Raw genomic sequence first — 17,783 nt, forward strand, 5'->3', positions numbered from 1 at the left:
GGCGGCACGCATTCCGGTTGACGATGGACGTCACTGCACGACCGACGTAAGGATCCATGCTCGTGAGCAAGGTCCCCTCCATCTCCCTGAACAACGGCGTCGAGATGCCCCAGCTGGGCTACGGCGTCTGGCAGGTGCCGGACGATCAGGCGTTCGATGCCGTCACCACCGCGCTGGAGACCGGCTACCGCAGTATCGACACCGCCGCGATATACGAGAACGAGAAGGGTGTGGGCAAGGCCATCGCCGCGACCGGCCTCCCCCGCGGCGAGCTCTTCGTGACCACCAAGGTGTGGAACTCCGACCACGGCTACGACCCCGCGCTGCGCGCCTTCGACGCGTCGCTGGAGCGGCTCGGCCTGGACTACGTGGACCTCTATCTCATCCACTGGCCCGTGCCGGCGCGCGACACCTTCGTGGACACCTACAAGGCCCTGGAGAAGCTCCTGGCCGACGGCCGCGCCAAGGCCATCGGCGTCTGCAACTTCCAGCCCGCCCACCTGGAGCGGCTGCTCGCCGAGACCTCCGTGGTGCCCGCCGTCAACCAGATCGAGCTGCACCCGAACCTGGCACAGTCCGAGCTGCGCGCCTATCACGCGCGCCACGGCATCACCACGGAGGCGTGGTCCCCGCTCGGCCAGGGCAAGGGGCTGCTCTCCGACCCCACCGTCGCCGGCCTCGCCGCCAAGCACGGCCGGACCCCGGCCCAGATCGTGCTGCGCTGGCACCTCCAGCTCGGCAACGTGGTCATCCCCAAGTCCGTGACCCCGTCCCGGATCCGGGAGAACCTCGACGTCTTCGGCTTCGAGCTGGACGGCGCGGACCTCCAGGCCCTCGCCGGGCTCGACAACGGCACCCGGCTCGGGCCGGATCCGGACGAGTTCGACCTCTGATTCGACCGCTGATTCGGCCTCTGCCGGACGGGCATGGATGAGCTCGGCGGTCCCGGACAGAAGTCCGGGTGGGAAACCGGCCGTACCACCGAGTCGAGGAGAGACGGTCATGACGACGAGCCCGTCCATAGCCACGTCCGGCGAACCGGGCACGACGGTCCAGCCCAGCACGCCCGGCGCGGACGCGCCGGCGGCCACCCGCGGCCGGACCACGATCGCCGACGGCGTCGTGGAGAAGATCGCGGGCCTGGCCGCCCGTGAGGTGCCGGGCGTGCACACGCTCGGCGGCGGGTTCGCCCGCACGCTGGGCGCGGTGCGCGAGCGGGTGCCCGGCGCGCGGTCGAGCGTCACCCGCGGGGTGAAGGTCGAGGTCGGCGAGCGCCAGACGGCGGTCGACCTCGACATCGTGGTCGAATACGGCGTCCCGATCACGGCCGTCGCGGGCGAGGTCCGCGAGAACGTCATCAACGCGGTCGAGCGGATGACGGGCCTCGAGGTGGTCGAGGTCAACATAGCGGTGATCGACGTCCGCCTCCCGGACGACGACGAGCCACTGGAATCCGAGGCGCGGGTGCGCTGACGCTCACCGGAACCTCGCTGATGACCGTTGCCGCCTGCGGGCCGGTTCGCCGCCTGCGGCGGAGAGCGCCCTGCGGGCGCGTCCTCAATCGCCGGACGGGCTGGATTTGGCTGATGTGGGTACGCAATTCAGCCCGTCCGGCGTTTGAGGACACCGCGCGGAGCGCGGTCAGGGGGTCCGGGGTCTCCCAGGTTTCGGGAAGGGGCGGGGCTGGGGAAACAAAGCCCGCCGCAGGCGAACTACGGCCGCGCCCCGTGCCCCGCGGCAATCGCCTCCACCCGACGCGCCAGCTCCACGTCCAGACCCGTCACCTTCCCGCCCACACTGTGCGTGTTCACGCTCACCCGAACCGTGTTGTAACCCAGCGTCAGATCCGAGTGATGTCCCAACTCCTCCTGGATCTGGGCGATGTGAATCACCATCGCCGCAGCCTGGAAGTGCCCCTCGAAGGCGTACGTGCGGCTGATCCGTTCACCGTCCGTCGTCCAGCCGGGCAGCTCCTGGAGGCGGTCCTCGACGTCCTTCTGCGAGAGCGGTTCGACGGCCATGAGGTATCCCCTTCGTCGCGGGTGCCGGTGACTCAAGCGTCCCACGGGACAGGGACGGTTTCGCGTCAATGTGCGGGGCGACGTACAGCGAGTCCCCTGAAGCCTTCCGGGGTGAGGGTGACACCCATATGCTCCGGCGCCGGAAGTGACGGGTCACCGGCGGCAGGGGGCTGGGCACATGGGCGGTACCGGCAGCACACGCAGGGGCTTCATCGGTGGCGCGGCGGCGGTCGCCGCGGCTGCCGGGACCACCGCGCTCGCGAGCGGCCCGGCGGCCGCGGCCCCGCGCAGGAGATCCGGCGGGCAGAGCGTCGCGGTGCTCGGCGGCGGCGTCGCCGGGCTGACCGCCGCCCATGAACTCGCCGAGCGCGGCTTCCGGGTGACGGTGTACGAGAAGAAGGCGCCCGGCGGCAAGGCCCGCAGCATGGACGTGCCGGGGAGCGCGCGGGGCAACCGCAGACCCCTGCCCGCCGAGCACGGCTTCCGCTTCTTCCCCGGCTTCTACCGCAACCTCCCCGACACCATGCGCCGCATCCCCTTCCCCGGCAACCCGGGCGGCTGTCACGACAACCTCGTGCCGTCCTCCGAGGAGCTGTTCGCCCGGATCGGCCACGAGGACATCCGGCTGCCCTTCCACACCCTCGGCCGGCCGCCCGCCGTCCTCACCCCGGACGCCCTGCGCCGCGCGCTCCTCGGCTTCTTCGACGCCTTCGGGAACATCCCGGCCGGCGAGCTGGCGTACTTCGCCGACCGGATGCTCGTCTGGTTCACCAGCTGCGAGCGGCGGCGGCTCGACGCGTGGGAGCGGATGCCCTGGTGGGAGTTCATCCGCGCCGCCCGCATGTCGCCGAACTACCAGCGGCTGCTGGCCATAGGCATCACCCGCAACATCGTGGCCACGAAGGCCGAGGTCGCCAGCACCCGGACCGTCTGCACCTGCGTGGAGGCGTTCCTCTTCAACGTGCTGGGCCGGGGCGCGGACGGCGAGCCGGACCGGGTGCTGAACGCGCCGACCGACGAGGCGTGGATAGACCCCTGGGTGGCCTATCTGCGCTCGCTCGGTGTCACCTTCCGCGTCGGCTGGACCGTGCGGGACCTCCGGCTCGACGGCGGCCGGATCGCCGAGGCCGTCGTCCAGGACCCTGCCGGGGCCCGGCAGTCGGTGACCGCCGACCACTTCGTCTCGGCCATGCCGGTGGAACACGCCCGCACCACCTGGAACGCGCAAGTGCGCGCAGCAGACCCCCAGTTGGGCCGCTGTGACGCATTGCGCACCGACTGGATGACGGGCATTCAGTTCTATCTGACGGAGCCGGCACCCGTCGTCCACGGCCACGTCAACCACATCGACTCCCCCTGGTCGATCACCTCCGTGGGGCAGGCGCAGTTCTGGTCCGGCCGGGACTTCCGCGCCGACTACGGTGACGGCGTGGCCGTCGACTGCCTGTCGGCGGACGTCTCCGAGTGGGACAAGCCGGGCATCCTCTACGGCAGGACCGCCAAGCAGTGCACCCGCGAGGAGGTCGCCCGCGAGGTGTGGGCGCAGATGAAGGCGGGGCTCAACGACACCGGGCGCACGGTGCTGAGCGACGCCTCGCTGCACTCGTGGTTCCTGGACCCGGCCGTGGAGACCGGCGGCCCGCGGCCCACCAACGACGAGCAGTTGCTCATCCACCCCGTGGGCACCTGGTTCAACCGCCCGCAGGCGCGTACGGCGATCCCCAACCTCTTCCTCTGCGGTGACTACGTCGCCACCGACATCGACCTCGCCACGATGGAGGGGGCCAACGCCTCCGCCCGCGCGGCGGTCAACGCGCTGCTGGACACCGTGGGTTCGCAAGCGGAGCGGTGCGCGGTGATCCCGCTGTACCGCGCGCCGGAGCTGGAGTTCTTCAGGGGGAACGACGAGGTGCGGTACGGCCTGGGGCTGCCGAACGCGCTCGACGTGGGGTAGCCCGCCACGAGATGCCCCGTCGATTATTGACTGATCGTTCTTGATAGGTCTACGGTCGGACACGTGGCCAGGACCAAGGAATTCGACCCGGACGCCGCTCTTCAGTCAGCCCTGGAGCTGTTCTGGGAGCGCGGTTACGAAGCGACGTCGCTGGCGGATCTCGTCGAGCGTCTCGGCATCGCACGGGCGAGCCTCTACGCGACTTTCGGGAGCAAACGTGAGCTCTACCTGAAGGCCCTGGAGCGCTACGGCGAGCAGAGCGACCCGCGCATCGTGGAGGAGTTGTCGCAGCCCGGTCCGGCGCTGCCCGCGGTGCGGGCCCTGGTGCGGCGCTTCGCCGACGAGGCCACCTGCGACGACCTGCGGCGCGGCTGTTTCGTCACCAACACGGCCGTCGAGCTCGCGGCACACGATCCGGCCGCGGCCCACAGGGTCGGGGAGAGCTGGCAGGGCCTGGAGACCGCGCTCGCCTCGGCGCTGATGCGGGCGAGGGCGCAGGGCGAGCTGCCCGCCGGGCGGGACCCGGTCGCGCTGGCGCGGATGCTGATGGTGCTGATGCAGGGGATGCGCGTGGTGGGCAAGGCGGACCCGGGGCCGGGCCGGCTGCGGGACGCGGCCGCGCAGGCGCTGTCCCTGCTGGACTGAGCCCGCGGCTCCCACTGGGGCGGCTCTTTGCGGCCCTTATTCAAGACCGATCATTCTTGTTCAAGCTTGTTCGAGAGAAACCGAAGGGTTGTCGTCATGACCGCACGCTTCACCGGCAGGACCGTTCTCGTCACCGGCGGCGGTACGGGCATCGGCCGGGCCATCGCGCTCGCCTTCGCCCAGGAGGGCGCGCGGCTCGTGGTCGCGGGCCGCAGGGAGGCGCCGCTGAAGGAGACCGTTGCGCGGATCGCGGCCGCGGGAGGCGAGGCCCTCGCGGTCACCGCCGACGTGACCGTGTCCGCCGAGGTCCGGGCGCTGGTGGAGCGGACCGTCGAGCACTTCGGCAGCCTCGACGTGGCCGTCAACAACGTCGGTCTGCTCCCGCCGCCCGCCAAGGTCGCCGACATCCCGGAGGACGACTGGGACGCGGTGCTGGCCACCAACCTCAAGGGCGTGTGGCTGTCGATGAAGCACGAGATCGACCACATGCGGGCCCACGGCGGCGGCGCCATCGTCAACGTCGCGTCCAACCTCGGCACCCATATGCGCCTGGAGGGCTTCGGCGCCTATGTGACGAGCAAGGCGGCCGTCTCCGCACTCACCCGCAGCGCGGCGCGGGACCACATCGGCGACGGGATCCGCATCAACGCGGTCAGCCCCGGCCCCGTGGAGACCCCGATGTCCAGCCGCCCCGGCGAGTCCGCGGGGGACAAGGCGGAGCGGATGCGGCAGACCGTGCCGGCGGGGCGTGCGGGCGCCCCCGGCGAGATAGCGGCCGCGGTCCTCTATCTCGCGTCGGAGGAGGCCGGCTTCACCGTGGGTGCCGACCTCCTCCTCGACGGCGGCATCACTGCCTGACGGCCTCCGCGGCCGGCTCGTCCGCGGCTTCCGGCGCGTCCTCCTGGGACGTGCCGGAAGCCGGGCGGCGGGCCGCGATCCACACGTACGCGAGGATGCCCGCGAAGAGGAACAGCACGCCCTGGTAGATCGCCGCGTAACCCGCGCCGGCCACCAGCCAGAAGGAGAAGGCGAACGCGCCGAGGGCGAGCACCATGTCCCGTGCCAGCCGGCCCGTGCGGACCTTGTCGCGCTGCCCCGTCAGCAGGAAGTACACCTGCGCGGCCGCGGCCAGCAGATACGGCACGGTCGCGGAGAAAGTGGTGATCAGGACGAGGATCTCGAAGACGCCGCCCTCGCCGAGGGTGTAGTTGACGAGGGTCAGCAGCGAGGCCAGCACGGCCGCCGCCAGCACGCCCACCGTGGGCACCCCGCGGCGCTTCTTGCCGAAGGCCGCCGGGAAGAGGCCGTCCTTCGCCGCCGCGTACGGGGCCTGGGCGCTCATCAGCGTCCAGCCGTTGAGGGCGCCCATGATCGAGATCACCGCGGCGGCCGCGATCAGCGTGCCGCCCCAGTGGCCGCCGAACATCGCGTTCACGGCGTCCGAGAACGGCGCGGTGGACTTCACGAGCTTGTCGTGCGGGACGGTGCCGAAGACGGACAGCGTGCCCAGGAGGTAGACCACGGCCGCGCCGATGGTGCCGAGCACGCTCGCGCGCCCGACGTTGCGCTCCGGGTCGCGGACCTCGCCCGCGCTCATGGCGGCGGACTCCACGCCCACGTAGCTGTAGAGCAGGATCGCGGCCGACGCGGTCAGGCCGCCCACCCAGTCGCCGCCGCTGCCCTCGGTGAAGGCGCCGAGGTTCGCGGGGTCGAAGTAGAAGAGGCCCACGACGGCGACGAACAGCATCGGGACGAACTTCAGCACGGTGGAGATCAGCTGGATGGCACCCACCCAGCGCGTGCCCGCGAGGTTCACCAGCGCCGGCAGCCAGAGAGCGGCCAGGGCCACGACGAGGTCGGTGCCCTTGGAGGAGGTGCCCCCGGTGAGCACATGGAAGTAGCCGACACCGGCGACGGCCAGGGCGGCGTTGCTGACCCAGGTCATCGTCCAGTACGACCACGCGGACAGGAACCCGGCGAAGTCGCCGAAGGCCGCGCGGGCGTAGACGTACGGTCCCCCGGTACGCGGATGGCGCTCGGCGAGCCGGCCGAAGACCAGGGCCAGCGCGATCGCGCCGATGGTGAGAACACCGAACGCGAGCAGGCTGACCGTGCCGAACGGCGCGACGGAAGCGGGCAGCAGGAAAATGCCGCCACCGATGATGTTTCCCATCACCAGGGCGACCGCGGTCGGTAGGCCGAAACGGCGGCTGTTCGTGCCGTCGGTGTCGTGCATGAGGTGGTGCGCCTCTCGTCCTGCGGGCAGGTCGCGGATCTGTGCGACAGGACATGGTGACCGGATGGTCGGCCTCCGCAAAATCCGTGATTTTTGTCCCGCGCAGCGGCACCGCGGACCGCAAAAGGTGCTGCCGGGCCCCCCGCCCGCCGTCATTCGTCCACCACCCCCGCCGAGCAGGGAGAAGAGGCACCCGCCGCCGCATCCGGGGTGGGGCCCCTGGGCAGGATGCCGGCATGACCTCGCTTCGTACGCCCCGACTGACGCTGCGCCGCTGGCGCGAGGACGACCTGGAGCCGATGACGGCGATCAACGCCGATCCGGAGGTGATGCGGTGCGTCGTGGACGGCTCCGCACGGGACCGGGAGCAGACGGCCGCGGTCATCGCGCGGTGGGAGCGGGAGTGGGACGAGCGAGGGGTGGGCCTCTTCGCGGTGGAGGTGCGGGAGACGGGGTGCCTGGCCGGGTTCGCGGGGCTGACCGTGCCGGAGTACCTGCCGGAGATCCTGCCCGCCGTGGAGATCGACTGGCGGCTGGGCCGCCCCTTCTGGGGCCGGGGCATCGCGACCGAGGCGGCGCGCGCTGTGCTGCACTTCGCCCTGCGCGACCGGGGGCTCGCCCGGGTGGTGGGCGTGCACAGGGTCGGCAACGACGCCTCGGAGGCGGTCATGCGGAAGCTGGGCATGCGGCGTGAGCGCGAGACGGTCGCACCGGCGAGTGGTTCGCCGGTGCGGGTCCATGTGCTGGAGGCTTAGCCGGACCTGTCCGCACCACCGCTGCGCGGCGGTGTCCTCAAACGCCGGACAGGCCTGATGTGGCTGATGCGAGTGCGCAGCCTTGTTAAAGGATCCGGCTGCCTCCGATCGGCAGGTCCCACAGGTCCTCGCGTGGGCGGCCCGTCGACTCCCACGCCGCGCGGACCCGGTGCAGTGGCTCCAGCGGGGGTTCCGCGGAGAGGACGAACGTCGACCAGTGCATCGGAGCCATCGCGCGTGCGCCCAGGTCGCCGCAGGCGCGTACGGCCTCCTCCGGGTCGGTGTGGACGGGGCCGAGCATCCAGCGCGGTTCGTACGCGCCGATGGGCAGCAGGGCGAGGTCGATGCCGTCGTAGCGGCGGCCGATGGCCTCGAACCAGTGGCCGTAACCGGTGTCGCCCGCGAAATAGACCCGGTGCCCGCCGGGAGCGGTGAGCACCCAGCCGCCCCACAGGGAGCGGCAGGTGTCGGTGAGGGTGCGCTTGCTCCAGTGGTGGGCGGGGACGAAGTCGCAGCGGACCGGACCCGCCGGGCCGGGGAGTTCGACGGATTCCCACCAGTCGAGCTCGGTGACGTGGGTGAAGCGGCGGCGCCGCGCCCAGCGGCCGAGGCCCGCGGGGAGGAGGAGGGGCGTGTCGCGGGGCAGGCGCTTGAGGGTCGGGGCGTCCAGGTGGTCGTAGTGGTTGTGGCTGATGAGGACCGCGTCGACGGCCGGGAGGTCCTCCCAGCGGACGCCGACGGGGGTGAGCCGGGCGGGCGTGCCGAGGATCTTGCGGGACCAGACGGGGTCGGTGAGGACCGTCAGACCGCCGGCGCGCAGCACCCAGCTGGCGTGTCCGGCCCAGGTGACGGCGGTGGTCGTGGCGTCGACGACGGGCAGCGGGCCGAGCTCGACGGGCAGGGCGGGGACCTGCCCCAGGGCGGCGGGGTCGGGCCGCAGTCTGCGCTCGCGGGCGAGCCGGGCCAGGGCGCGGATCCCGGGCAGCGGGGTGGTGAGGCGGTCGGCGAAGGACCGCGGCCAGAGGCGGTTCTCGCCAAGAGGGCGCGGCCGGGGGCGGGGGCGGGTGAGGGAGTCGGGGTGCTCGGTGAGGGAGCGCTCGGTCTGTTCGGTCATCGAGAGGGCTCCATTCCATGGGGAACCGTTGTGGTGCTGCGCGCGCCCGCCCGCGCGGCCGGCCTCGGGGGCGGCGGCCCGGTGGGCGCTGGAGGCTCGGTACGCACGGTCGGCATCGACGGTAGGTCAGCTGTCGGCGAGTTCGCTGAAGACCGAGCCGAATTCGGTCAGCGCCGCGCGGACACCGGGCACGGCCAGCGGGTCCGGCGCGGACAGGGCGCGCTGCCGCTCGGCGTCGGTGGCACCGAGGAGTGGTGGCGTGGACAGCCGGACCCGGAGGTCGTCGGGGGCGTCCCCGAAGCGGTGACCGCCGGGGACGGGCCGGCCGAGCACGGCGCTGAGGTGGGCCTCCAGTTCGACGGAGTCGGTGATGGCACGGGCGGCGAGGGCGGTGCGGAGCTCGCCGAGGTCGGCGTAGAGGTACGGGCCGGTCTGCGGGGGCCTGCTGAGCACCCCGGCGGTGGCGAGCCGTTCGCGGGCGGCGGCGCCGAGGGTGCCGTAGAGCCGGGCGGCGGCCGCTGTCCGGGCGCGTACGGGCCCGGGTTCGGTCAGGGCGTAGGCGGCGGCCGCGGCGACGGGGGGCGCCAGTTCGGCGCGTACGGCGGCGAGCGCCGAGGTGACCCGGGCCCGCAGCACGGGGCCGCGGCCCCCGGTGGGGAAGCGGGCCACGGCGGCGGGCCAGGCGGTCGGGGTGAGGGCCCCGGCGAGGTCGGTGAGGACGACGACGTGCTCGGGCCACATCTCGGCGGGGCCGAGGAAGACGGTCCCGCCCCGGTGGTGGCGCGTGTCGCGCCAGGTCTCGTCGCTGACGACGGTCATGTCCTCGGCGACCGCCGCCTCGCAGACCTCGTGCAGGATCTCGGGCGGTGCGATGGTGCCGGTCGGGTCGTCGGCGGCGGACAGGACCAGCAGGCGGGGCCTGCCGCCCTCGTCACGGATCCGGCGCACCGTCTCCAGCAGCGCGAACGGGTCGGGGACGCCCCCGCACTCGGCCGGCACGGGCACGTGGAAGGCGGGGCGCCCGGCGAGCCGGACGAGTGGCAGGTACCAGGCGGCGCAGGGGCGGGTGAGGAGGACGTCGCCGCCCGCGGCGGCGAGCAGGGCGAGGAGCAGCGGGGGGCCGCCGGGGGCGGCGATGACCTGGTCCGGTTCGGTGGGCAGGCCGCGCCGGGACCAGTAGCCGCAGGCGGCGGCGCGCAGCGCGGGGCCGCCGCCGAGGGGTTCGGGCTCGCTGCGGTCGGCGGCTCCGGCGAGGTGGGCGGCGAGCTCGGGCAGTACGGGGAGGCCGCGTTCCGGTGCGGTGACGGCCAGCAGCGCCGGAAGGCTCGCCTGCATCCGTACCTCCGCCCGCCTCGGCCCTGCGACCACCTTGGCAGATCACGGGCGCGGCGGCGGCCCGACACGGCTGGGCGGGTGAGCCGGGGGTTGTGCGGGGGTTGCGCCTGCGGCGCTTTGTTCCCCTACCCCGCCCCTTCCCGGCTGCGTTTGATGTGCGGCTCCGCCGCGTGGGGGGGGAGACCCCGGACCCCAGCGCCCTACGGGCGCGTCCTCAAACTCCCCCAGCTACCGCTGGGAGGTGCCCCCAACGGGCTGGATTTGGCTGATGTGGGTGCCGATTCAGCCCGTCCGGCGATTGAGGACACCGCGCGGAGCGCGGTCAGGGCTCTGGGGCGAAGCCCCAGTTCGGGAAGGGGCGGGGCTGGGGAACAGAACATCACGCCGCGCACACCCGCTCGCACAGCCGCGTGCAAGTCCGCGAGAGCAGGCGCGAGACGTGCATCTGGGAGATGCCCAGGTGTTCCGCGATGCGGCTCTGCGTCATGTCGCAGAAGAAGCGCAGGTAGAGGATCTCGCGTTCACGCTCCGGCAGCGCGCGCAGCTCCGGTTTGAGGGACTCCCGGTCGACGACGAGGTCGAAGCCGGGTTCGGGCTCGCCGAGGGTGTCGACGAGCGCGTAGCTGTCGTCGGCGCCGGGGAGTTCCGCGTCGAGGGAGAGCGTGTTGTAGCTCTGGAGTGCCTCCAGTCCGGCCCGTACCTCGTCCTCGGTGAGGCCGGTGTGGCGGGCGATCTCCTCGACGCCGGGGCCGCGGCCGTCGGCCGAGCGGGTGAGTTCGTGCCAGGCGGTGCGTACGCGGTTGCGGAGCTCCTGGACGCGGCGCGGCACGTGGACGTCCCACATGTGGTCGCGGAAGTGCCGTTTGACCTCGCCCACGATGGTGGGCACGGCGAAGCTCTCGAAGGCCGAGCCGCGGTCGGGGTCGTAGCGGTGCACGGCCTTGACCAGGCCGAGCAGCGCGACCTGGCGGAGGTCCTCCACCGTCTCGCCGCGGTTGCGGAACTGGAGGGCCAGCCGCTCGGCCATGGGCATCCAGGCGCGGACGATCTGCTGGCGCAGGGCGTCCTTGGCGGGTCCGTCCGGCAGGGCGGCGAGGCGTCGGAAGGCGGGCTGGGTGTCGGGCGCGTCGTGGTGGGGGTGCGGGCGCGGCGCGGCGCGGTGGGTGCGCTGCCGCCTGGCCGGGGAGGCCGGGGCGGTGGGGGCTGTCGTCGCACGGGTCATGGGCATGGAGGTCTCCCTGAACGGTGGGACGGTGACCGCGGAAGTTCCGGCTCGAAGGGGCTCCCGGACGGAAGGCGCACACGCCCGGAGCACGGTGGCTGCTCCCGCGGACGTGCTTCCCGTCCGAAGCACATGGGGCCGCTTGCCCGGGGCCGCCGGGGGTAAACCGCGCCGGCCGACGGGCGGGCGCGGGGACGCCGGCGGGGTTTCGATGGAGGGTGACCGGCCCACGCACCGGGCACAGCACCGCCGCACCTGCCAGGAGGACATGCCTCGTTGACCGCCCCTCACCCGCCCCGGCCCCGGCAACGGCCACCCGTACGGAGCAACGAATCCCGCCCCCATCCGAGACCAGGTGAGCCTCATGAGCCAGAAAGTGTCCGACTTCCTGCTGGCGAGGCTGCGCGCGTGGGGTGTGGAACAGGTCTTCGGCTGTCCCGGCGACGGGATCAGCGGGCTGCTGGCGGCCTGGGAACGGGCGGGCGACCTGCCCCGGTTCATCCAGTCCCGCCATGAGGAGATGGCGGCGTTCGAGGCGGTCGGCTACGCCAAGTTCAGCGGCCGGCTGGGGGTGTGCGCCGCCACGTCCGGGCCGGGCGCGATCCATCTGCTCAACGGCCTCTACGACGCGAAGCTCGACCATGTGCCGGTGGTGGCCGTCGTCGGGCAGGCGCACCGGTCGGCGATGGGCGGCGCGTACCAGCAGGAGGTGGACCTGCACTCGCTCTTCAAGGACGTCGCCTGCGACTACCTGGAGACGGTGAACGTCCCCGAGCAGCTGCCGAATGTCCTCGACCGGGCCGTCCGCACCGCGTACGCGCGCCGCTCCCCCACGGCCGTCATCATCCCCGGCGACGTCCAGGATCTCGACTACGCGCCGCCCGCGCACGCCTTCAAGATGGTGCCCTCCAGCCTGGACCTCAGCGGCTGGGAGACGGTGCCGTCCGCCGAGTCGCTGCACCGGGCGGCGGAGGTGCTCAACTCCGGTGAGCGGGTGGCCGTTCTGATCGGGCAGGGCGCGGCGGGTGCCCGCGCGGAGACCGAGGAGGTCGCGGACGTGCTGGGCGCGGGCGTCGCCAAGGCCCTCCTGGGCAAGGACGCGCTGAGCGACGAACTTCCCTTTGTGACCGGGGCGGTGGGGCTGCTCGGCACCCGGCCCTCGTACGAGATGATGCGCGACTGCGACACGCTGCTGACGATCGGCTCCAACTTCCCCTACACGCAGTTCCTTCCGGAGTACGACCAGGCCCGTGCCGTGCAGATCGACGTCGACCCGCGCCTGATCGGCATGCGCTATCCGTACGAGGTCAATCTGACCGGCGACGCGCGGGCCACCCTGCGGCTGCTGCTGCCGCTGCTGCACCGCAAGGAGCGGCGCGACTGGCAGGAGGGGATCGTCGCTGGGGTGCGGCGGTGGGAGGAGACGATGGCCCGGCGCGCCGGGGCGGCGGCGGAGCCGGTGAACCCGGAGTACGTGGCGCGGGCCCTGTCGCCGCTGCTCCCGGAGGACGCGATCCTCACGTCCGACTCCGGTTCGGTCGCCCATTGGTACGCGCGGCACATCAGGATGCGCGGCACGATGCGGGGCTCGCTGTCCGGGACGCTGGCCACGATGGGGTCCGGTGTGCCGTACGCGATCGGCGCGAAGTTCGCGCATCCCGGCCGGCCGGTGGTGGCGCTGGTGGGGGACGGCGCGATGCAGATGAACGGCATGACCGAGCTGATCACCGCGGCGAAGTACCACGGGCGGTGGGAGGACCCCCGGCTGGTCATCGGCGTGTGGAACAACCACGACATCAGTCAGGCGACTTGGGAGCTGCGGGCCAGGAGCGGCTCCCCGCAGTTCCTGCCGTCGCAGCAGCTGCCGGACGTGTCGTACGCGGCGTTCGGGCGCTCGATCGGGATGACGGGCATCCGTGTGGACCGGCCCGAGCACGTCGAGGGGGCGTGGCGGCAGGCGCTGGCCGCGGAGGTACCGGCGGTGGTGGAGTTCGTGACGGATCCGGCGGTGCCGCCACTGCCGCCGGACGTGGACCCGGCGGGCGGGGAGTGAGCGCGCGCCCGGCGGTTCAGACCTTCCGTCCCAGCTGCGCGAGCAGCCGGGTCTGGACGTCGGCGCCCTCGGGAGGCTCGACGGGGTCGGCGAAGAGGCCGGTGCCGGAGAGGTTTCCGGCATACGGCTCGACCTCGCGCCGGGTGAACTCCACGAGAGACGCGGGGAGATGCTCGTCGGCACCGATGGCCCGGGAGAGGTCCCAGGCGTGCACGACCGCGTCGGAGACCATCTGCGAGGCGTAGGCGTCGGCCGCGGTGGGCCCGTAGGAGAGCTGCACGGTCCGCTTCAGGGCGCCGGGCGCGGCGAACGCCTCGCGGGCCCCGGCGACGGCGGCGTCCCAGGTGGCGACCGGGTCGTCGCCGAGCACGTCGCCGTCGAGGGTGTCGCCGAGATCCTCGATGGACGCGCCGTCCAACAGTGGTGGCACCCACAGCTGTTCGGCGGTGAGGTGGTTGACCAGCTCGCGCACGGTCCACTCGGTGCAGGGCGTCGGATCGCTCCACTGACCGGGGCCGACGGCGTGCACGCGGTCGGTGAACAGGGCGAGGGCCTCGGCGTGCCGCTCCAGCAGCGTGTCGGAACTCATGGCACCCATTGTCGGCACGAATCCGGACGGCGGCGAGGCGGGCGGGGTGAACGCGCCATTGTGGGCGGGACGCCCGGACGCGCCCTTCTCCCCCGGTATCCGGAATGCGACGAGACGGCGGGCCGGGCGGCCACCCGGCGATGATCTCAAGGGCGTTGGGGCGATCGGCTCAAAAGCATCGCGGCGAACTCCTCTTTACTCGCCCAACATTGCCGCATGACCATTCCTTGACTAATGTCCGGACGGCACACCCCGAACACGGATCCACACGAACGAAGGCCGGGACCCCTCGCCACCGGCGTGGGTCTCGGCCCTGTCCCTGCTGCGTTTCCCAGATGCGTCCCGTGATGCACGCGCACCGGCCGGAGCTTCGCAGGCGGTTGGCCGGGGCGTCGCATCGACGCAACCCAATGTTCCGGAGGGTACCGTGAACCACCCCGATCGGCTACGTGCGGCCATCGCCGAAGACGGAACGACGCCCCTGATCGGTGTCTTCGACATGTTCTCCGCGTCCGCCGCCGCCCAGCACTACGACGGCATGTTCGTCTCCGGTTTCGGCTTCGCCGCGTCCCACTACGGCCTGCCCGACATCGGCTTCATCGCCTGGCCCGACCTGGTGGCCTTCGTCCAGCGGCTGCGCCTCGCCTTCCCCGCCCAGCACCTGCTCGTGGACATCGACGACGGCTACGTCGACCCGGAGACGGCCTGCCACGTCGTCCAGCACCTGGAGGCCATCGGCGCCTCCGGAGTGATCCTGGAGGACCAGAAACGGCCACGGCGCTGCGGGCACGTGGACGGCAAACAGGTGCTGCCCCTGGAGGAGTATCTGGACAAGCTCACGATGGTCCTCGAATCCCGGCGCGACCTCGTCGTCGTGGCCCGCACCGACGCCACGGAGGAGGCGGAGATCCTGCGCCGCGCGAAGGCCCTGGCGGCCACCGACGCGGACGTCGTGCTGGTCGACGGCGTCCGCAGCGTCGACTGGATACGCAAGGTCCGCGAGGTCATCGGCGACAAACCGCTGCTCTTCAACCAGATCGCGGGCGGCAAGTCCCCCCGGCTCTCCCTCCCGGAGCTCGGCGCGCTCGGCGTCGACGTGGCGATCTACAGCACGCCGTGCCTCTTCGCCGCGCAGACCGCGATGGACGCGGCGCTGACCGGCCTGAAGGCCGCGGACGGCCGCCTGCCGGAGTTCACGGCGGACAGCGTGGGGGTGGCGGAGTGCCTGGCCCTCCTGGAGAAGAACATCAGCCGCCACCATGACCGCGACGACGCCCCGAAGATGCCCGTGACGTCCTGACTTGGCAGACGAGGGCCGGAGGGGCCGCACGACCGGGCCCGTCCGGCCTTCGCGGCCGATCCGCGCCGGAGAAGCATCGACGCGGCGCACGGGGGTACCCGGCTCCCTATGCGCCACGTACTGAGCACCTGGGACCGCAAAGCCTTCCTGGCGGTGGCCGAACGGCACTGGCCGGGCGCCGACCGCGCCCTGCCCCGGCTCTCCCGCTGCGCGGACCACGGCCTCCTGTGGTTCGGCCTGGCGGCGGGCGCCGCGGCCGCCGGCGGCCGGCCCGCCCGGCGCGCGGCGCTCCGCGGGGTCGCGTCGCTGGCCGTCGCCTCCGCCACGGTCAACACCCTCGGCAAGCGCTCGGTGCGCCGCGTGCGGCCCGTAATGGACGCCGTGCCGCTCGTACGACGGCTCGCCCGCCAGCCGGTCACCACCTCCTTCCCCTCCGGCCACTCCGCCTCGGCGATCGCCTTCGTGACCGGGGTCGCCCTGGAGAACCGCAGGTGGGGGCTGGCGCTGGCGCCGATCGCCGCGTCCGTGTGCTTCTCCCGGATCTACACCGGCGTCCACTATCCGGGTGACGTGCTCGCGGGCGCGGCGCTCGGCGCGGGCGCCGCCTTCGCCGTCCGCGGCCTCGCGCCCACCCGCGCCCAGCTCGCGCCGCCCGCGCGCCCCCGGGCGGACGCCCCGGCGCTGCCCGGCGGCGCGGGCCTGGTCGTGGTCACCAACGCCGCCGCCGGGCAGCGCGTGGCCGTGCGCGCGGACGCCGCCGACGAGGTGCGGGCGGCCCTCCCGCGCGCGGAGGTCGTCGAGGCCGGCCCGGAGCCCGACGGGCCCGGCGAGCCGCTGGACAAGGCGCTGGAGCGGGCGGCCAACCGCGCCTTCGAACTCGGCGGCGCGCTCGGCGTGTTCGGCGGCGACGGCTCCGTCACCGCGGCGGCCGCCACCGCCAGACGGTACGGGCTGCCACTGGCCGTGCTGCCCGGCGGCACCCTCAACCACTTCGCGTACGACCTGGGCATCGAGACCGTCGCCGACGCCTGCCGGGCCGTCGAGTCCGGGGAGGCGGTGGCGGTCGACCTGGTCCGGATGGGTGACCACGGCTGGTTCCTGAACACCTTCAGCATCGGCGCGTACCCCGAGCTGGTGCGGGTGCGGGAGCGCTGGGCCCCGCGGATCGGCGCCTGGCCGGCCGGGATACTGGCCGCCGTGGAGGTGCTGCGGACGGCGCGGCCGACGCGGATCGAGATCAACGGCAGGTCGCGGGAGCTGTGGATGCTCTTCGCGGGCAACTGCACCTACCGCGGCCTGGGGCTCACGCCCTTGCGACGGCACGACCTGGCGGACGGCGTGCTGGACGTCCGCACGGTCTCCGGCGGCCGGCTGGCCCGTACGCGACTGCTCCTGGCGGCGCTGACCGGCGACCTCAAGCACTCGCCCGTGCTGAGATCCGCCCGGCTGCGGCACCTGCGGATCGACGGCATCGAGCCGGGCACGCATCTGGCGTACGACGGTGAAGTGGCGGCCGCACCACGTTCGTTGACCCTTTCGAAGGAGAACGAGGCACTGGTGGTCTACCGGCTGCCGACGACACCCTGACCAGATGATGAGACGGTGTTCTCATGATGTGGGAGCGCTGCGTACGGTGAGGTGTCCCGCCCGCGCCGGAGCGGGCGCTCACCGAGGGGGCCGCCATGCCGGAACCGTCCGCCGCCGTCTACACCCACGGACACCACGAATCCGTCCTGCGTTCGCACACCTGGCGCACCGCCGCCAATTCCGCCGCGTATCTGCTGCCCGAACTGACGCCGCGCCAGGAGATCCTGGACATCGGCTGCGGACCCGGCACCATCACCGCCGACCTCGCCGCGCTCGTACCGGAGGGCCGGGTCGTGGGGCTCGACACCGCGGAGGAGATCCTGGACCCGGCCCGCGCGACGGCGGGTGAACGCGGCCTGGACAACGCGCACTTCACGGTCGGCGACGTCCACGCCCTGGACTTCCCCGACGACTCGTTCGACGTCGTCCACGCCCACCAGGTGCTCCAGCACCTCGGCGATCCGGTGGGCGCGCTGCGCGAGATGCGACGGGTGTGCCGGCCCGGCGGGGTGATCGCGGTGCGCGACGCGGACTACGCGGCCATGACCTGGTATCCCCGGGTGCCGGGGCTGGACGACTGGCTCGGCCTCTACCACCGGGTCGCCCGCGCGAGCGGCGGCGAACCCGACGCCGGCCGCCACCTCCTCGCCTGGGCCCGCGGCGCCGGCCTCACCGGCATCACCGCCACCGCCTCCGCGTGGTGCTTCGCCTCCCCGGAGGAGCGGGCGTGGTGGAGCGGCCTGTGGGCGGACCGTACGGTCGCGTCGTCGTACGCGGGCCTCGCGGTGTCCGGCTCCTTCACGGACGAGGCGGGCCTGCGCCGGATCGCCGGTGCGTGGCGGACGTGGGGCGGCTCGCCGGACGCGTGGTTCGCGGTCCTGCACGCCGAACTCCTGTGCAGGGTATGACCGCCGGTGGGACCAGCGGGTTGTTCCGGTCGCCGGGCCCGCGGGGGCACCGCCTCCAACTAGC

16 protein-coding genes are annotated in these 17,783 nt (G+C 72.9%); 10 read left to right on the forward strand and 6 right to left on the reverse strand.

The window, feature by feature from the left end:
• Positions 1 to 62: 62 nt before the first annotated feature.
• Positions 63 to 893 (forward strand): aldo/keto reductase, encoded by an 831-nt coding sequence (locus tag ACFY1P_RS09895; RefSeq protein ID WP_361534714.1) that lies wholly within the window; start codon positions 63 to 65, stop codon positions 891 to 893.
• A gap of 109 nt (positions 894 to 1,002) precedes the next feature.
• Positions 1,003 to 1,473 (forward strand): Asp23/Gls24 family envelope stress response protein, encoded by a 471-nt coding sequence (locus ACFY1P_RS09900; protein ID WP_361534717.1) that lies wholly within the window; start codon positions 1,003 to 1,005, stop codon positions 1,471 to 1,473.
• Between the two features lie 239 nt (positions 1,474 to 1,712).
• Here ACFY1P_RS09900 and ACFY1P_RS09905 read toward each other — a convergent pair whose 3' ends face one another.
• Entirely contained in the window at positions 1,713 to 2,021 is a 309-nt protein-coding gene (locus ACFY1P_RS09905) for a 4a-hydroxytetrahydrobiopterin dehydratase (RefSeq protein ID WP_361531486.1), read from the reverse strand.
• A 178-nt stretch (positions 2,022 to 2,199) separates the two neighbouring features.
• On the opposite strand from ACFY1P_RS09905, the gene ACFY1P_RS09910 reads away from it, so the two are divergent.
• From ACFY1P_RS09910 to ACFY1P_RS09920, 3 genes are all read left to right on the forward strand, one after another.
• Complete coding sequence (locus tag ACFY1P_RS09910) at positions 2,200 to 3,975, forward strand: FAD-dependent oxidoreductase (RefSeq protein WP_390750355.1); 1,776 nt, start codon at positions 2,200 to 2,202, stop codon at positions 3,973 to 3,975.
• A 63-nt stretch (positions 3,976 to 4,038) separates the two neighbouring features.
• A complete protein-coding gene (locus ACFY1P_RS09915; protein ID WP_361531492.1) occupies positions 4,039 to 4,620 on the forward strand; it encodes a TetR family transcriptional regulator C-terminal domain-containing protein in 582 nt (193 codons plus the stop codon).
• Positions 4,621 to 4,716: 96 nt separating this feature from the next.
• A complete protein-coding gene (locus tag ACFY1P_RS09920) occupies positions 4,717 to 5,478 on the forward strand; it encodes a glucose 1-dehydrogenase (RefSeq protein ID WP_361531495.1) in 762 nt (253 codons plus the stop codon).
• Here ACFY1P_RS09920 and ACFY1P_RS09925 read toward each other — a convergent pair.
• Positions 5,468 to 6,856 (reverse strand): amino acid permease, encoded by a 1,389-nt coding sequence (locus ACFY1P_RS09925; RefSeq protein WP_361531498.1) that lies wholly within the window; start codon positions 6,854 to 6,856, stop codon positions 5,468 to 5,470. The two genes, ACFY1P_RS09920 and ACFY1P_RS09925, sit on opposite strands and share 11 nt — an antisense overlap.
• 236 nt (positions 6,857 to 7,092) lie before the next feature.
• Here ACFY1P_RS09925 and ACFY1P_RS09930 point away from each other — a divergent pair, with 236 nt between their 5' ends.
• On the forward strand, positions 7,093 to 7,611 hold the full coding sequence (locus ACFY1P_RS09930; RefSeq protein ID WP_361531501.1) for a GNAT family N-acetyltransferase: 519 nt from the start codon (positions 7,093 to 7,095) through the stop codon (positions 7,609 to 7,611).
• A gap of 85 nt (positions 7,612 to 7,696) precedes the next feature.
• Here ACFY1P_RS09930 and ACFY1P_RS09935 read toward each other — a convergent pair whose 3' ends face one another.
• The 3 genes from ACFY1P_RS09935 to ACFY1P_RS09945 form a co-directional block, all read right to left on the reverse strand.
• Positions 7,697 to 8,725 (reverse strand): MBL fold metallo-hydrolase, encoded by a 1,029-nt coding sequence (locus tag ACFY1P_RS09935; protein ID WP_361531504.1) that lies wholly within the window; start codon positions 8,723 to 8,725, stop codon positions 7,697 to 7,699.
• A 126-nt stretch (positions 8,726 to 8,851) separates the two neighbouring features.
• On the reverse strand, positions 8,852 to 10,060 hold the full coding sequence (locus ACFY1P_RS09940; RefSeq protein WP_361531507.1) for an aminotransferase class I/II-fold pyridoxal phosphate-dependent enzyme: 1,209 nt from the start codon (positions 10,058 to 10,060) through the stop codon (positions 8,852 to 8,854).
• Positions 10,061 to 10,439: 379 nt separating this feature from the next.
• Positions 10,440 to 11,288, reverse strand: coding sequence for a SigB/SigF/SigG family RNA polymerase sigma factor (locus ACFY1P_RS09945; RefSeq protein ID WP_390750356.1), 849 nt, complete (start codon positions 11,286 to 11,288; stop codon positions 10,440 to 10,442).
• A gap of 358 nt (positions 11,289 to 11,646) precedes the next feature.
• Here ACFY1P_RS09945 and ACFY1P_RS09950 point away from each other — a divergent pair, with 358 nt between their 5' ends.
• The gene (locus ACFY1P_RS09950; RefSeq protein WP_361531513.1) at positions 11,647 to 13,335 is read left to right on the forward strand and encodes a thiamine pyrophosphate-requiring protein; all 1,689 of its coding nucleotides are present in this window, start codon (positions 11,647 to 11,649) and stop codon (positions 13,333 to 13,335) included.
• A 16-nt stretch (positions 13,336 to 13,351) separates the two neighbouring features.
• On the opposite strand, the gene ACFY1P_RS09955 is transcribed toward ACFY1P_RS09950, so the two are convergent.
• Complete coding sequence (locus ACFY1P_RS09955; protein ID WP_390750357.1) at positions 13,352 to 13,924, reverse strand: TIGR03086 family metal-binding protein; 573 nt, start codon at positions 13,922 to 13,924, stop codon at positions 13,352 to 13,354.
• A gap of 427 nt (positions 13,925 to 14,351) precedes the next feature.
• Between ACFY1P_RS09955 and ACFY1P_RS09960 the strand changes: the two genes are divergently transcribed.
• The 3 genes from ACFY1P_RS09960 (at position 14,352) to ACFY1P_RS09970 (ending at position 17,719) form a co-directional block, all read left to right on the forward strand.
• Positions 14,352 to 15,224 carry an oxaloacetate decarboxylase gene (locus tag ACFY1P_RS09960; protein WP_390750358.1) on the forward strand — a complete coding sequence of 291 codons (873 nt, stop codon included), beginning with the start codon at positions 14,352 to 14,354 and terminating at the stop codon, positions 15,222 to 15,224.
• Positions 15,225 to 15,332: 108 nt separating this feature from the next.
• On the forward strand, positions 15,333 to 16,811 hold the full coding sequence (locus tag ACFY1P_RS09965; protein ID WP_390750359.1) for a bifunctional phosphatase PAP2/diacylglycerol kinase family protein: 1,479 nt from the start codon (positions 15,333 to 15,335) through the stop codon (positions 16,809 to 16,811).
• 95 nt (positions 16,812 to 16,906) lie between these two features.
• Entirely contained in the window at positions 16,907 to 17,719 is an 813-nt protein-coding gene (locus ACFY1P_RS09970; protein ID WP_361531319.1) for a class I SAM-dependent methyltransferase, read from the forward strand.
• Positions 17,720 to 17,783 lie beyond the last annotated feature (64 nt).

This window comes from Streptomyces sp. NPDC001407 (genome assembly GCF_042895325.1).
In the GTDB taxonomy this organism is placed as follows: Bacteria; Actinomycetota; Actinomycetes; order Streptomycetales; family Streptomycetaceae; genus Streptomyces.

Bases quoted from the DNA above. Each gene is read 5' to 3' on its own strand.
- ACFY1P_RS09900 (WP_361534717.1), top strand. From the start codon at position 1,003: ATGACGACGAGCCCGTCCATAGCCACGTCCGGCGAACCGGGCACGACG.
- ACFY1P_RS09905 (WP_361531486.1), bottom strand. From the start codon at position 2,021: ATGGCCGTCGAACCGCTCTCGCAGAAGGACGTCGAGGACCGCCTCCAG.
- ACFY1P_RS09910 (WP_390750355.1), top strand. From the start codon at position 2,200: ATGGGCGGTACCGGCAGCACACGCAGGGGCTTCATCGGTGGCGCGGCG.
- ACFY1P_RS09920 (WP_361531495.1), top strand. From the start codon at position 4,717: ATGACCGCACGCTTCACCGGCAGGACCGTTCTCGTCACCGGCGGCGGT.
- ACFY1P_RS09925 (WP_361531498.1), bottom strand. From the start codon at position 6,856: ATGCACGACACCGACGGCACGAACAGCCGCCGTTTCGGCCTACCGACC.
- ACFY1P_RS09930 (WP_361531501.1), top strand. From the start codon at position 7,093: ATGACCTCGCTTCGTACGCCCCGACTGACGCTGCGCCGCTGGCGCGAG.
- ACFY1P_RS09935 (WP_361531504.1), bottom strand. From the start codon at position 8,725: ATGACCGAACAGACCGAGCGCTCCCTCACCGAGCACCCCGACTCCCTC.
- ACFY1P_RS09940 (WP_361531507.1), bottom strand. From the start codon at position 10,060: ATGCAGGCGAGCCTTCCGGCGCTGCTGGCCGTCACCGCACCGGAACGC.
- ACFY1P_RS09945 (WP_390750356.1), bottom strand. From the start codon at position 11,288: ATGCCCATGACCCGTGCGACGACAGCCCCCACCGCCCCGGCCTCCCCG.
- ACFY1P_RS09950 (WP_361531513.1), top strand. From the start codon at position 11,647: ATGAGCCAGAAAGTGTCCGACTTCCTGCTGGCGAGGCTGCGCGCGTGG.
- ACFY1P_RS09955 (WP_390750357.1), bottom strand. From the start codon at position 13,924: ATGAGTTCCGACACGCTGCTGGAGCGGCACGCCGAGGCCCTCGCCCTG.
- ACFY1P_RS09965 (WP_390750359.1), top strand. From the start codon at position 15,333: ATGCGCCACGTACTGAGCACCTGGGACCGCAAAGCCTTCCTGGCGGTG.
- ACFY1P_RS09970 (WP_361531319.1), top strand. From the start codon at position 16,907: ATGCCGGAACCGTCCGCCGCCGTCTACACCCACGGACACCACGAATCC.